The following is a 15,437-nucleotide window of genomic DNA, read 5'->3' on the forward strand; positions in this document are numbered from 1 at the left end:
GACAGATGACCAGTAGCTATCTGCATTTTCCGGAGTTTGATCCGGTCATTTTCTCAATAGGACCCGTAGCGCTTCACTGGTACGGCCTGATGTATCTGGTGGGTTTCATTTTTGCAATGTGGCTGGCAACACGTCGGGCGAATCGTCCGGGCAGCGGCTGGACCAAAAATGAAGTTGAAAACTTACTCTATGCGGGCTTCCTCGGCGTCTTCCTCGGTGGACGTATTGGTTATGTTCTGTTCTACAATTTCCCGCAGTTTATGGCCGATCCGCTGTATCTGTTCCGTGTCTGGGACGGCGGCATGTCTTTCCACGGCGGCCTGATTGGCGTTATCGTGGTGATGATTATCTTCGCCCGCCGTACTAAACGTTCCTTCTTCCAGGTCTCTGATTTTATCGCACCACTCATTCCGTTTGGTCTTGGTGCCGGGCGTCTGGGCAATTTTATTAACGGTGAATTGTGGGGCCGCGTTGACCCGAACTTCCCGTTTGCCATGCTGTTCCCTGGCTCCCGTACAGAAGATATTTTGCTGCTGCAAACCAACCCGCAGTGGCAATCCATTTTCGACACTTACGGTGTGCTGCCGCGCCACCCATCACAGCTTTACGAGCTGCTGCTGGAAGGTGTGGTGCTGTTTATTATCCTCAACCTGTATATTCGTAAACCGCGCCCAATGGGAGCAGTCTCAGGCTTGTTCCTGATTGGTTACGGCGCGTTTCGCATCATTGTTGAGTTTTTCCGCCAGCCCGACGCGCAGTTTACCGGTGCCTGGGTGCAGTACATCAGCATGGGGCAAATTCTTTCCATCCCGATGATTGTCGCGGGTGTGATCATGATGGTCTGGGCATATCGTCGCAGCCCACAGCAACACGTTTCCTGAGGAACCATGAAACAGTATTTAGAACTGATGCAAAAAGTGCTCGACGAAGGCACACAGAAAAACGACCGTACCGGAACCGGAACGCTTTCCATTTTTGGTCATCAGATGCGTTTTAACCTGCAGGATGGATTCCCGCTGGTGACAACTAAACGTTGCCACCTGCGTTCCATCATCCATGAACTGCTGTGGTTTCTGCAGGGCGACACTAACATTGCTTATCTACACGAAAACAATGTCACCATCTGGGACGAATGGGCCGATGAAAACGGCGACCTCGGGCCAGTGTATGGTAAACAGTGGCGCGCCTGGCCAACGCCAGATGGTCGTCATATTGACCAGATCACTACGGTACTGAACCAGCTGAAAAACGACCCGGATTCGCGCCGCATTATTGTTTCAGCGTGGAACGTAGGCGAACTGGATAAAATGGCGCTGGCACCGTGCCATGCATTCTTCCAGTTCTATGTGGCAGACGGCAAACTCTCTTGCCAGCTTTATCAGCGCTCCTGTGACGTCTTCCTCGGCCTGCCGTTCAACATTGCCAGCTACGCGTTACTGGTGCATATGATGGCGCAGCAGTGCGATCTGGAAGTGGGTGATTTTGTCTGGACCGGTGGCGACACGCACCTGTACAGCAACCATATGGATCAAACTCATCTGCAATTAAGCCGCGAACCGCGTCCGCTGCCGAAGTTGATTATCAAACGTAAACCCGAATCCATCTTCGACTACCGTTTCGAAGACTTTGAGATTGAAGGCTACGATCCGCATCCGGGCATTAAAGCGCCGGTGGCTATCTAATTACGAAATATCCTGCCAGAGCCGACGCCAGTGTGCGTCGGTTTTTTTTACCCTCCGTTAAATTCTTCGAGACGCTTTCCCGAAATTTTGCAACCTCCTGCAACGGCGTAAATAGTCCGGAAGATGCGCCGAAGAAATAGAAACTGGCCCTCGTCTTTTTTTCTCCTCGCTCCATACTGCCGGCATGAAAACACAACGTGGTTATACGCTGATTGAAACGCTGGTCGCGATGCTGATTTTGGTCATGCTAAGCGCAAGTGGACTCTATGGCTGGCAATACTGGCAGCAGTCGCAACGGCTATGGCAAACCGCCAGCCAGGCGCGGGACTATTTGCTCTATTTACGTGAAGATGCCAACTGGCATAACCGCGACCACAGTATCAGCGTTATCAGGGAGGGGACGTTATGGTGCCTTGTGAGTTCCGCTGCTGGGGCGAATACCTGTCATGGCAGTTCACCATTGGTCTTTGTGTCACGCTGGCCCGAAGTCGAAATGAGCGACCTGACACCTTCGCTTGCTTTCTTTGGCCTGCGCAATACCGCATGGGCCGGGCATATTCGCTTCAAAAACTCAACGGGCGAGTGGTGGCTGGTGGTTTCGCCGTGGGGAAGACTCCGGCTTTGTCAGCAAGGAGAAACAGAAGGATGCCTGTAAAAGAGCAAGGTTTTTCTCTGCTGGAAGTGTTGATTGCTATGGCGATCAGTAGCGTATTGTTGCTGGGGGCGGCACGCTTTCTGCCTGCGTTACAGCGTGAAAGTTTAACGAGCACCAGTAAGCTGGCGCTGGAAGATGAAATCTGGCTGCGGGTATTTACCGTCGCGAAGCATCTCCAGAGGGCGGGTTATTGTCATGGCAGCTGTACCGGCGAAGGGCTGGAAATTGTCGGACAGGGTGACTGTATCATTGTGCAGTGGGATGCGAACAGTAACGGTATCTGGGATCGCGAACCGGTAAAAGAGTCCGACCAGATTGGATTTCGTCTGAAGGAGCATGTGCTGGAAACGCTACGCGGTGCGACATCCTGTGAAGGTAAGGGCTGGGATAAAGTCACTAATCCGGATGCCATCATTATCGACACTTTTCAGGTTACCCGACAGGATGTCAGCGGTTTCTCGCCGGTGTTGACGGTTAATATGCACGCTGCCAGCAAGGCTGATCCGCAAACCGTGGTGGATGCCAGCTATAGCGTGACAGGATTCAACCTGTGAACCGCGAAAAGGGTGTTTCGTCACTGGCTCTGGTCCTTATGCTGCTGATTTTGGGTAGCTTGCTATTACAAGGAATGAGCCAACAGGATCGCAGTTTTGCCTCTCGCGTGAGCATGGAAAGTCAGTCATTGCGCCGCCAGGCCATCGTTCAGTCGGCGCTGGAGTGGGGAAAAATGCACTCCTGGCAGACGCAGCCCGCAGTTCAGTGCTTACTGTATGCTGCCACCGGTGCCCGGGTTTGTCTGCGTTTATTGGCAGATAATGAGGCCGTATTGATTGCCGGTTATGAAGGCGTTTCGTTGTGGCGAACAGGCGAAGTCATCGATGGAAACATTGTTTTTTCGCCACGCGGCTGGAGCGATTTTTGTCCGCTGAAAGAGAGGGCGTTATGTCAGCTTCCCTGAAGAATCAACAAGGCTTTAGCCTGCCGGAGGTAATGTTGGCGATGGTGTTGATGGTGATGATTGTCACTGCGTTATCGGGTTTCCAGCGAACATTAATGAACAGTCTTGCCAGCAGAAACCAGTACCAACAGCTCTGGCGGCATGGCTGGCAGCAAACGCAACTGCGTGCGATTTCGCCACCTGCCAACTGGCAGGTCAACCGAATGCAGACATCGCAGGCGGGATGTGTCAGCATCAGCGTTACGCTAGTTTCACCCGGGGGCAGAGAAGGCGAGATGACCCGCCTGCATTGCCCGAATCGTCAGTAGTCAGGAGCCGCTATGTTAAGGGTCTACCATTCCAATCGTCTGGATGTGCTGGAAGCGTTGATGGAGTTTATTGTCGAACGCGAACGGCTGGACGATCCTTTCGAACCAGAGATGATTCTGGTGCAAAGTACCGGTATGGCACAGTGGCTGCAAATGACCCTGTCGCAAAAGTTTGGTATTGCGGCAAACATTGATTTTCCGCTGCCAGCGAGCTTTATCTGGGATATGTTCGTCCGGGTGTTACCGGAGATCCCCAAAGAGAGCGCCTTTAACAAACAGAGCATGAGCTGGAAACTGATGACTCTGTTGCCGCAATTGCTGGATCGCGAAGACTTTACCCTGTTGCGGCATTATCTGACTGACGATAGCGACAAGCGAAAACTGTTCCAGCTTTCCTCAAAAGCGGCGGACCTGTTTGACCAGTATCTGGTCTATCGTCCGGACTGGCTGGCACAGTGGGAAACAGGACATTTGGTTGAAGGGCTGGGAGAGGCGCAGGCCTGGCAAGCGCCGTTGTGGAAGGCGTTGGTGGAATATACCGACGAACTCGGGCAACCGCGCTGGCACCGCGCCAATCTTTATCAGCGCTTTATCGAAACGCTGGAGTCCGCGACGACCTGCCCGCCGGGGTTACCTTCGCGCGTCTTTATATGCGGTATTTCCGCGTTACCGCCTGTTTATCTCCAGGCGCTACAGGCGCTGGGTAAACATATTGAAATCCATCTCCTGTTTACCAACCCCTGCCGTTATTACTGGGGCGACATTAAAGATCCTGCTTATCTGGCGAAACTACTGACTCGCCAGCGCCGACACAGTTTTGAAGATCGCGAATTACCGCTATTTCGCGACAGCGAAAATGCCGGGCAGCTCTTTAACAGCGATGGTGAACAGGATGTCGGCAACCCGCTGCTGGCCTCATGGGGCAAGCTTGGGCGCGACTACATTTATCTCCTTTCTGATCTGGAGAGCAGCCAGGAGCTGGACGCTTTTGTCGATGTTACGCCAGATAACCTGCTGCATAACATTCAGTCTGACATTCTGGAACTGGAAAACCGCGCCGTTGCTGGTGTAAACATCGAAGAGTTTTCCCGTAGCGATAACAAACGCCCGCTTGATCCACTGGATAGCAGTATCACCTTTCACGTTTGCCATAGCCCGCAGCGTGAAGTTGAAGTTTTACACGATCGCCTGCTGGCGATGCTGGAGGAAGACCCGACACTCACTCCGCGCGACATCATCGTGATGGTGGCCGACATCGACAGCTACAGTCCGTTTATTCAGGCTGTGTTTGGTAGCGCACCTGCGGATCGTTACCTGCCTTACGCCATTTCCGACCGTCGGGCGCGGCAGTCACATCCGGTACTGGAAGCGTTTATCAGCCTGTTATCACTGCCTGACAGTCGCTTTGTGTCAGAGGATGTGCTGGCGCTGCTGGATGTGCCGGTGCTGGCGGCGCGGTTTGACATCACCGAAGAAGGGCTGCGTTATTTACGCCAGTGGGTCAACGAATCCGGCATTCGTTGGGGGATAGATGACGACAACGTTCGCGAGCTGGAACTCCCCGCCACCGGACAACACACCTGGCGGTTTGGCCTGACGCGTATGTTGCTGGGCTACGCGATGGAGAGCGCGCAGGGCGAGTGGCAATCGGTTCTACCTTATGATGAATCGAGCGGCTTAATTGCAGAACTGGTGGGGCATCTGGCTTCACTGCTAATGCAGCTAAACATCTGGCGTCGCGGGCTGGCGCAGGAGCGTCCGCTGGAAGAGTGGTTGCCGGTTTGTCGCGATATGCTCAACGCCTTCTTCCTGCCGGATGCGGAAACCGAAGCGGCGATGACGCTGATCGAACAACAATGGCAGGCGATTATCGCCGAAGGTTTAGGTGCGCAGTATGGCGACGCGGTGCCGCTGTCACTATTGCGTGATGAACTGGCACAGCGCCTGGATCAGGAACGTATCAGCCAGCGTTTTCTCGCCGGACCGGTTAACATTTGTACTCTGATGCCAATGCGTTCCATCCCATTCAAAGTGGTTTGCCTGCTGGGAATGAACGACGGCGTTTATCCACGCCAGCTTGCGCCATTGGGCTTTGACCTGATGAGCCAGAAACCGAAGCGTGGCGACCGTAGTCGTCGCGATGACGACCGCTATCTGTTCCTGGAAGCGTTAATTTCCGCGCAGCAAAAACTCTATATCAGCTATATCGGGCGTTCTATTCAGGATAACAGTGAACGTTTCCCGTCGGTACTGGTGCAGGAACTGATCGACTACATCGGGCAAAGCCATTATCTACCGGGCGATGAAGCGCTCAACTGTGATGAAAGCGAGGCAAGGGTAAAAGCGCATCTTACTTGCCTCCATACCCGGATGCCGTTTGATCCGCAAAACTACCAGCCAGGCGAACGACAAAGCTATGCTCGTGAATGGCTACCTGCGGCCAGCCAGGCTGGTAAAGCACATTCTGAATTTGTTCAGCCGCTGCCGTTTACCTTACCGGAAACCGTGCCGCTGGAAACGCTACAACGATTCTGGGCACATCCGGTACGGGCGTTCTTCCAGATGCGTTTGCAGGTGAACTTCCGTACTGAAGACAGCGAAATCCCCGACACCGAGCCATTTATTCTGGAAGGGCTTAGCCGTTATCAAATCAATCAGCAGTTATTGAATGCACTGGTTGAGCAGGATGATGCCGAACGCTTGTTCCGCCGCTTCCGGGCGGCAGGGGATTTACCGTATGGCGCTTTTGGTGAAATTTTCTGGGAAACACAGTGCCAGGAGATGCAGCAGCTTGCCGACAGAGTCATTGCCTGTCGCCAGCCGGGGCAGAGTATGGAAATTGATCTCGCCTGCAACGGTGTGCAGATAACTGGCTGGTTGCCGCAGGTGCAGCCGGATGGCCTGTTGCGCTGGCGTCCCTCTTTATTAAGTGTGGCGCAGGGAATGCAACTTTGGCTGGAACACCTTGTCTACTGTGCCAGCGGTGGTAATGGTGAAAGTCGCCTTTTTCTACGCAAAGACGGCGAGTGGCGTTTTCCGCCGCTTGCAGCCGAACAGGCATTGCATTACCTCTCACAACTGATTGAGGGGTATCGTGAAGGAATGTCCGCGCCATTGCTGGTGTTACCTGAAAGTGGCGGCGCGTGGCTAAAAACCTGTTATGACGCGCAAAACGATGCCATGCTGGATGACGATTCCACGTTACAAAAAGCCCGTACGAAATTCCTTCAGGCTTACGAAGGCAACATGATGGTGCGTGGCGAAGGTGATGATATCTGGTATCAACGGCTCTGGCGGCAATTAACACCAGAGACAATGGAGGCCATCGTTGAACAGTCGCAACGTTTCCTGTTACCGCTGTTTCGCTTTAATCAGTCATGAGTGCTGTATAAAAATTGCGCAATATATCTGCTTGCTTTATGATGCGCACCAGTCACGGACTGATGGATATATAGACATAGGCTGACTCGTGCAGCACAAGATTAAATTCTGGCAGATGATTTGCGTTAACCTGTTGAATCTGGCCAGAAAATAAAGTTGATTATGAGGTCCGTGAATGCCCAGCAGCACCTGGTTCAAAGCATTATTGTTGTTTGTTGCCCTTTGGGCACCCTTAAGTCAGGCAGAAACGGGATGGCAGCCGATTCAGGAAACCATCCGTAAAAGTGATAAAGATAACCGCCAGTATCAGGCTATACGTCTGGATAACGGTATGGTGGTCTTGCTGGTTTCTGATCCGCAGGCGGTTAAATCGCTCTCGGCGCTGGTAGTGCCCGTTGGGTCGCTGGAAGATCCCGAGGCGTACCAGGGGCTGGCACATTACCTTGAACATATGAGTCTGATGGGGTCGAAAAAGTACCCGCAGGCTGACAGTCTGGCCGAATATCTCAAAATGCACGGCGGCAGTCACAATGCCAGCACGGCACCGTATCGCACGGCTTTCTATCTGGAAGTTGAGAACGACGCCTTGCCCGGTGCGGTAGACCGCCTGGCGGACGCTATTGCAGAACCCTTGCTCGACAAGAAATACGCCGAACGTGAACGTAATGCAGTGAATGCCGAATTAACCATGGCGCGTACGCGTGACGGGATGCGCATGGCACAGGTCAGCGCAGAAACCATTAACCCGGCACACCCCGGTTCAAAGTTTTCTGGTGGTAACCTCGAAACTTTAAGCGACAAACCCGGAAATCCGGTACAGCAGGCGCTGAAAGATTTTCACGAGAAATATTACTCTGCCAATCTGATGAAGGCGGTTATTTACAGCAATAAACCGCTGCCGGAGTTGGCAAAAATGGCGGCGGACACCTTTGGTCGCGTGCCGAACAAAGAGAGCAAAAAACCGGAAATCACCGTGCCGGTAGTCACCGACGCGCAAAAGGGCATTATCATTCATTACGTCCCGGCGCTGCCGCGTAAAGTTCTGCGCGTTGAGTTTCGCATCGATAACAATTCAGCGAAGTTCCGTAGTAAAACGGATGAATTGATTACCTATCTGATTGGTAATCGCAGCCCAGGTACACTTTCTGACTGGCTGCAAAAGCAGGGATTAGTTGAGGGCATTAGCGCCAACTCCGATCCTATCGTCAACGGCAACAGCGGCGTATTAGCGATCTCTGCTTCTTTAACCGATAAAGGTCTGGCGAATCGCGATCAGGTTGTGGCGGCCATTTTTAGCTACCTCAATCTGTTACGTGAAAAAGGGATCGATAAACAATACTTCAATGAACTGGCGAATGTGCTGGATATCGACTTCCGTTATCCGTCAATCACCCGTGATATGGATTACGTCGAATGGCTGGCAGATACCATGATTCGCGTTCCTGTTGAGCATACGCTGGATGCAGTCAATATTGCCGATCGGTACGACGCTAAAGCAGTAAAAGAACGCCTGGCGATGATGACGCCGCAGAATGCGCGTATCTGGTATATCAGCCCGAAAGAGCCGCACAACAAAACGGCTTACTTTGTCGATGCGCCGTATCAGGTAGATAAAATTAGCGCACAAACTTTCGCTGACTGGCAGAAAAAAGCCGCCGACATTGTGCTCTCTTTGCCAGAGCTTAACCCTTATATTCCTGACGATTTCTCGCTGATTAAGTCAGAGAAGAAATATGACCACCCAGAGCTGATTGTTGATGAGTCGAATCTGCGCGTGGTGTATGCGCCAAGCCGTTATTTTGCCAGCGAACCCAAAGCTGATGTCAGCCTGATTTTGCGTAACCCGAAAGCCATGGATAGCGCCCGTAATCAGGTGATGTTTGCGCTCAATGATTATCTCGCAGGGCTAGCGCTTGATCAGTTAAGCAACCAGGCGTCGGTTGGTGGCATTAGTTTTTCCACCAATGCTAACAACGGCCTTATGGTTAATGCCAATGGTTACACCCAGCGCCTGCCGCAGCTGTTCCAGGCTCTGCTGGAGGGCTACTTTAGCTATACCGCTACGGAAGATCAGCTTGAGCAGGCGAAGTCCTGGTATAACCAGATGATGGATTCCGCAGAAAAGGGCAAAGCGTTCGAGCAGGCGATTATGCCCGCGCAGATGCTCTCGCAAGTGCCGTACTTCTCGCGAGATGAACGGCGCAAAATTTTGCCTTCAATCACTTTGAAAGAGGTGCTGGCCTATCGCGACGCCTTAAAATCAGGGGCTCGACCAGAGTTTATGGTTATTGGCAACTTGACCGAAGCCCAGGCAACAACGCTGGCACGCGATGTGCAAAAACAGTTGGGCGCTGATGGTTCGGAGTGGTGTCGTAACAAAGATGTCGTGGTCGATAAAAAACAATCCGTCATCTTTGAAAAAGCCGGTAACAGTACCGACTCCGCACTGGCAGCGGTATTTGTACCGACTGGCTACGATGAATACACCAGCTCAGCCTATAGCTCTCTGTTGGGGCAGATCGTACAGCCGTGGTTCTACAATCAGTTGCGTACCGAAGAACAGTTGGGCTATGCCGTGTTTGCGTTTCCAATGAGCGTGGGACGTCAGTGGGGTATGGGCTTCCTGTTGCAAAGCAATGATAAACAGCCTTCATTCTTGTGGGAGCGTTACAAGGCGTTTTTCCCAACCGCAGAGGCAAAATTGCGGACGATGAAGCCAGAAGAGTTTGCGCAAATCCAGCAGGCGGTAATAACCCAGATGCTGCAGGCACCGCAAACGCTCGGCGAAGAAGCATCGAAGTTAAGTAAAGATTTCGATCGCGGCAATATGCGCTTCGATTCGCGTGATAAAATCGTGGCCCAGATAAAACTGCTGACGCCGCAAAAACTTGCTGATTTCTTCCATCAGGCGGTGGTCGAGCCGCAAGGCATGGCTATTCTGTCGCAGATTTCCGGCAGCCAGAACGGGAAAGCCGAATATGTGCATCCTGAAGGCTGGAAAGTGTGGGAGAACGTCAGCGCGTTGCAGCAAACAATGCCCCTGATGAGTGAAAAGAATGAGTGATGTCGCCGAGACACTAGATCCTTTGCGCTTGCCCTTACAGGGCGAGCGCCTGATTGAAGCCTCTGCCGGCACAGGCAAAACCTTTACGATTGCGGCGCTCTATTTGCGCCTGTTACTTGGACTAAGCGGTTCTGCCGCCTTTCCCCGCCCGCTGACCGTTGAAGAACTGCTGGTGGTCACCTTTACCGAGGCTGCCACGGCAGAATTGCGCGGTCGTATCCGTAGCAATATCCACGAGTTGCGCATCGCCTGTCTGCGTGAAACCACCGACAATCCACTGTACGAACGCCTGCTGGAAGAGATCGACGATAAAGCGCAAGCCGCGCAGTGGTTGTTGTTAGCCGAACGGCAGATGGATGAAGCGGCAGTCTTTACTATTCACGGTTTTTGCCAGCGCATGCTCAACCTGAATGCCTTTGAATCCGGCATGCTGTTTGAGCAGCAGCTGATTGAAGATGAGTCTCTGCTACGTTACCAGGCCTGCGCCGATTTCTGGCGTCGCCACTGCTACCCGCTGCCGCGTGAAATTGCCCAGGTCGTCTTTGAAACCTGGAAAGGGCCGCAGGCGTTACTGCGCGATATTAATCGTTATCTGCAAGGCGAAGCGCCGGTTATCAAAGCGCCGCCGCCCGATGATGAAACGCTGGCTTCCCGCCACGCGCAAATTGTGGCGCGTATTGATACGGTAAAACAGCAGTGGCGCGACGCGGTGGGTGAACTGGATGCGCTGATCGAATCTTCTGGTATTGATCGACGCAAGTTTAACCGTAGCAATCAGGCTAAATGGATCGAGAAGATCAGCGCCTGGGCAGAAGAAGAGACCAACAGTTATCAGTTACCGGAGTCGCTGGAAAAATTCTCTCAGCGTTTCTTAGAAGATCGCACGAAAGCCGGGGGGGAAACCCCGCGACATCCACTGTTTGAGGCGATCGATCAACTGCTTGCAGAACCATTGTCGATCCGCGATCTGGTGATAACCCGCGCATTGGCTGAGATCCGCGAAACAGTAGCGCGTGAAAAACGCCGCCGTGGCGAATTGGGTTTTGATGACATGTTAAGTCGGCTCGATTCTGCGCTGCGTAGCGAAAGCGGCGAGGTGTTGGCAGCGGCGATCCGTACGCGATTCCCGGTGGCAATGATCGATGAATTTCAGGATACCGACCCCCAGCAGTACCGAATTTTTCGCCGTATCTGGCATCATCAGCCGGAAACCGCATTGTTGCTGATTGGCGACCCGAAACAGGCCATATATGCATTCCGGGGTGCGGATATCTTCACTTATATGAAGGCGCGTAGCGAAGTTCACGCCCACTACACCTTAGATACCAACTGGCGCTCCGCACCAGGAATGGTGAACAGCGTGAATAAGCTTTTCAGTCAGACTGATGACGCGTTCATGTTTCGCGAAATACCGTTTATTCCAGTGAAATCAGCCGGGAAAAATCAGGCGTTACGTTTTATGTTTAAAGGTGAAACGCAGCCTGCGATGAAAATGTGGCTGATGGAAGGCGAAAGCTGCGGCGTTGGCGACTATCAAAGTACCATGGCGCAGGTATGTGCTGCGCAAATCCGCGACTGGCTACAAGCCGGACAGCGGGGCGAAGCGTTGCTGATGAACGGCGACGACGCGCGTCCGGTGCGTGCTTCGGACATCAGTGTGCTGGTGCGCAGCCGCCAGGAGGCCGCTCAGGTGCGCGATGCCTTAACGCTGCTGGAAATCCCTTCCGTTTACCTTTCGAACCGCGACAGTGTTTTTGAAACTCTGGAAGCGCAGGAGATGCTTTGGCTGTTGCAGGCGGTGATGACTCCCGAACGTGAGAACACCCTGCGCAGTGCGCTGGCAACGTCAATGATGGGGCTGAATGCGCTGGATATTGAAACGCTGAATAATGACGAACATGCGTGGGATGCGGTAGTCGAAGAGTTCGATGGTTATCGGCAAATCTGGCGCAAACGTGGCGTTATGCCGATGCTGCGGGCGCTGATGTCGGCGCGTAACATTGCAGAAAACTTGCTGGCAACAGCAGGCGGTGAGCGGCGTCTTACCGATATATTGCATATCAGCGAACTGCTACAAGAAGCCGGAACGCAGCTGGAAAGTGAACATGCGCTGGTACGCTGGTTATCGCAACATATCCTCGAGCCAGACAGTAATGCCTCCAGCCAACAAATGCGCCTCGAAAGTGATAAACATCTGGTGCAGATTGTCACGATCCATAAATCAAAAGGGCTGGAATATCCGCTGGTTTGGTTGCCATTTATTACCAATTTCCGCGTCCAGGATCAGGCGTTCTATCACGATCGCCACTCGTTTGAGGCTGTTCTGGATCTTAACGCTGCGCCAGAAAGTGTCGATCTCGCGGAGGCCGAACGTCTGGCGGAAGATCTGCGTTTGCTTTACGTGGCGCTGACGCGTTCGGTTTGGCATTGCAGTCTCGGCGTTGCACCGCTGGTGCGCCGTCGTGGCGATAAAAAAGGTGACACCGACGTCCACCAAAGTGCGCTCGGGCGTTTGCTGCAAAAAGGGGAACCGCAAGATGCGGCAGGGCTTCGCACCTGTATTGAAGCGTTATGCGATGATGATATTGCCTGGCAAACGGCACAAACTGGTGATAACCAGCCCTGGCAGGTTAATGATGCTATAACTGCAGAACTGAATGCGAGAACACTACAACGATTGCCCGGCGATAACTGGCGTGTCACCAGCTACTCCGGTTTGCAGCAGCGTGGTCACGGTATCGCTCAGGATCTGATGCCACGGCTGGATGTTGATGCCGCAGGCGTGGTCAGCGTCGTTGAAGAACCGACGTTAACACCGCATCAGTTCCCGCGCGGTGCGTCACCGGGGACATTCTTGCACAGTTTGTTTGAAGACCTCGATTTTACCCAGCCGGTTGACCCGAACTGGGTACAGGAAAAACTGGAACTCGGCGGCTTTGAATCGCAGTGGGAACCGGTGTTGACCGAGTGGATCACGGCTGTCCTCCAGGCACCTCTCAATGAAACGGGTGTTAGCCTGAGTCAGCTTTCCGACCGCGATAAACAGGTGGAGATGGAGTTTTACCTGCCGATTAGTGAACCGCTCATCGCCAGCCAGCTTGATGCACTAATTCGCCAGTTTGATCCGCTATCCGCTGGCTGCCCGCCGCTGGAGTTCATGCAGGTACGCGGCATGTTAAAAGGCTTTATCGACCTGGTATTCCGCCACGAAGGGCGTTATTACCTGCTCGACTATAAATCCAACTGGCTGGGTGAAGACAGTTCGGCTTACACCCAACAGGCTATGGCAGCGGCGATGCAGGCACACCGCTATGATCTGCAATATCAGCTTTATACCCTGGCGCTGCATCGTTATCTGCGCCATCGCATTGCTGATTACGACTATGATCGTCACTTTGGCGGCGTTATCTATCTGTTCCTGCGTGGCGTTGATAAAGAACATCCGCAACAGGGGATTTACACAACCCGACCCAACGCCGGGTTGATTGACCTGATGGATGAGATGTTTGCCGGTATGACCCTGGAGGAGGCGTAATGAAATTGCAAAAGCAATTACTGGAAGCTGTGGAGCACAAACAGCTACGCCCGCTGGATGTGCAATTTGCCCTGACCGTGGCGGGAGATGAACATCCTGCCGTCACCCTCGCGGCAGCCCTGTTAAGCCACGACGCCGGAGAAGGGCATGTCTGTTTACCGCTCTCACGACTGGAAAATAACGAGGCGTCGCATCCGCTGTTGGCGACCTGTGTCAGTGAAATCGGTGAGTTACAAAATTGGGAAGAATGCTTGCTGGCTTCACAAGCGGTCAGCCGGGGAGATGAACCAACGCCGATGATCCTCTGTCGTGATCGTCTTTATTTGAATCGCATGTGGTGTAACGAGCGCACAGTGGCACGCTTTTTCAACGAAGTGAATCATGCCATTGAGGTTGATGAAGCTCTACTGGCGCAAACCCTGGACAAACTTTTTCCAGTAAGCGATGAAATTAACTGGCAAAAAGTTGCGGCGGCAGTGGCGCTGACGCGGCGGATCTCGGTGATTTCCGGCGGCCCTGGCACCGGTAAAACGACCACCGTAGCGAAGTTGCTGGCAGCGTTAATTCAAATGGCAGACGGCGAACGCTGCCGTATCCGTCTGGCTGCACCAACGGGTAAAGCTGCCGCGCGCTTAACCGAATCTCTCGGCAAGGCTTTGCGCCAGTTACCGCTGACCGATGAACAAAAGAAACGCATTCCGGAAGATGCCAGCACTTTGCACCGATTGCTGGGTGCGCAGCCGGGTAGCCAGCGTTTACGTCATCATGCCGGTAACCCGTTGCATCTTGATGTGCTGGTGGTAGATGAAGCGTCAATGATCGATCTGCCTATGATGTCGAGACTGATCGACGCCTTGCCCGATCATGCGCGAGTGATCTTTCTCGGCGATCGTGATCAACTGGCCTCGGTTGAGGCTGGGGCTGTGCTGGGCGATATCTGCGCTTATGCCAACGCGGGCTTTACCGCCGAGCGTGCCGGGCAGTTGAGCCGCCTGACGGGAACTCACGTTCCGTCAGGAACTGGCACAGAAGCGGCATCTTTGCGCGACAGTCTCTGCCTGCTGCAAAAAAGCTATCGTTTCGGCAGCGATTCTGGCATTGGTCAGTTAGCTGCGGCGATCAACCGTGGTGATAAAACGGCAGTGAAAACCGTTTTTCAGCAGGATTTTTCTGATATCGAAAAACGGCTTTTACAGAGCGGCGAAGATTATATTGCGATGCTTGAGGAAGCTCTTGCGGGTTATGGACGTTATCTGGATCTGCTGCAAGCGCGTGCCGAGCCGGATTTAATCATTCAGGCGTTCAATGAGTACCAACTTTTGTGCGCCCTGCGGGAAGGGCCATTTGGCGTGGCTGGACTGAATGAGCGAATTGAGCAGTTTATGCAACAGAAGCGCAAAATTCATCGTAATCCGCACTCTCGTTGGTATGAAGGCCGACCGGTGATGATTGCCCGTAATGACAGCGCGCTTGGGTTGTTTAATGGCGATATCGGTATCGCTCTGGATCGTGGGCAGGGGACGCGCGTCTGGTTTGCGATGCCGGACGGCAATATTAAGTCTGTGCAACCGAGTCGCTTGCCAGAGCACGAAACGACGTGGGCGATGACGGTACATAAATCGCAGGGATCGGAGTTCGACCATGCGGCGTTGATTTTACCGAGCCAACGCACGCCGGTAGTAACACGAGAGCTGGTTTACACCGCGGTGACCCGCGCGCGTCGCCGTCTGTCGCTGTATGCCGATGAGCGCATATTAAGTGCGGCAATCGCCACGCGCACCGAGCGGCGCAGTGGTCTGGCGGCGTTGTTTAGTTCACGGGAATAAACGTAATTGCCGGATGCGACGCACGAGT

10 protein-coding genes are annotated in these 15,437 nt (G+C 53.3%); all 10 read left to right on the plus strand.

Features of this window, described 5'->3' with window-relative positions:
- Window positions 1-5 precede the first annotated feature (5 nt).
- Window positions 6-881, plus strand: coding sequence for a prolipoprotein diacylglyceryl transferase (gene lgt / locus ACK8NJ_RS04860; protein WP_000204658.1), 876 nt, complete (start codon window positions 6-8; stop codon window positions 879-881).
- A gap of 6 nt (window positions 882-887) precedes the next feature.
- Window positions 888-1,682 (plus strand): thymidylate synthase, encoded by a 795-nt coding sequence (thyA, locus tag ACK8NJ_RS04865; RefSeq protein WP_000816232.1) that lies wholly within the window; start codon window positions 888-890, stop codon window positions 1,680-1,682.
- 184 nt (window positions 1,683-1,866) lie between these two features.
- A complete protein-coding gene (locus ACK8NJ_RS04870) occupies window positions 1,867-2,337 on the plus strand; it encodes a prepilin peptidase-dependent protein (RefSeq protein WP_085459000.1) in 471 nt (156 codons plus the stop codon).
- Complete coding sequence (locus tag ACK8NJ_RS04875; RefSeq protein WP_042096393.1) at window positions 2,328-2,891, plus strand: prepilin peptidase-dependent protein; 564 nt, start codon at window positions 2,328-2,330, stop codon at window positions 2,889-2,891. The genes ACK8NJ_RS04870 and ACK8NJ_RS04875 overlap by 10 nt, the downstream gene beginning before the upstream one ends.
- Window positions 2,888-3,295 (plus strand): DUF2509 family protein, encoded by a 408-nt coding sequence (locus ACK8NJ_RS04880; protein WP_024229684.1) that lies wholly within the window; start codon window positions 2,888-2,890, stop codon window positions 3,293-3,295. Before ACK8NJ_RS04875 ends, ACK8NJ_RS04880 begins: the two co-directional genes overlap by 4 nt.
- Window positions 3,280-3,603, plus strand: a complete 324-nt coding sequence (locus ACK8NJ_RS04885) for a prepilin-type N-terminal cleavage/methylation domain-containing protein (RefSeq protein ID WP_001276460.1) — start codon at window positions 3,280-3,282, stop codon at window positions 3,601-3,603. Before ACK8NJ_RS04880 ends, ACK8NJ_RS04885 begins: the two co-directional genes overlap by 16 nt.
- 12 nt (window positions 3,604-3,615) lie before the next feature.
- Window positions 3,616-6,984, plus strand: coding sequence for an exodeoxyribonuclease V subunit gamma (gene recC, locus ACK8NJ_RS04890; RefSeq protein WP_411962179.1), 3,369 nt, complete (start codon window positions 3,616-3,618; stop codon window positions 6,982-6,984).
- A 175-nt stretch (window positions 6,985-7,159) separates the two neighbouring features.
- A complete protein-coding gene (gene ptrA / locus ACK8NJ_RS04895) occupies window positions 7,160-10,048 on the plus strand; it encodes a pitrilysin (RefSeq protein ID WP_411962180.1) in 2,889 nt (962 codons plus the stop codon).
- On the plus strand, window positions 10,041-13,583 hold the full coding sequence (gene recB / locus ACK8NJ_RS04900) for an exodeoxyribonuclease V subunit beta (RefSeq protein ID WP_411962181.1): 3,543 nt from the start codon (window positions 10,041-10,043) through the stop codon (window positions 13,581-13,583). The genes ptrA and recB overlap by 8 nt, the downstream gene beginning before the upstream one ends.
- Complete coding sequence (gene recD, locus ACK8NJ_RS04905; protein ID WP_001559726.1) at window positions 13,583-15,409, plus strand: exodeoxyribonuclease V subunit alpha; 1,827 nt, start codon at window positions 13,583-13,585, stop codon at window positions 15,407-15,409. The genes recB and recD overlap by 1 nt, the downstream gene beginning before the upstream one ends.
- Window positions 15,410-15,437: the final 28 nt, after the last annotated feature.

The sequence above is a fragment of the Escherichia sp. F1 genome (assembly GCF_046764225.1).
Taxonomy (GTDB): Bacteria; Pseudomonadota; Gammaproteobacteria; order Enterobacterales; family Enterobacteriaceae; genus Escherichia; species Escherichia coli.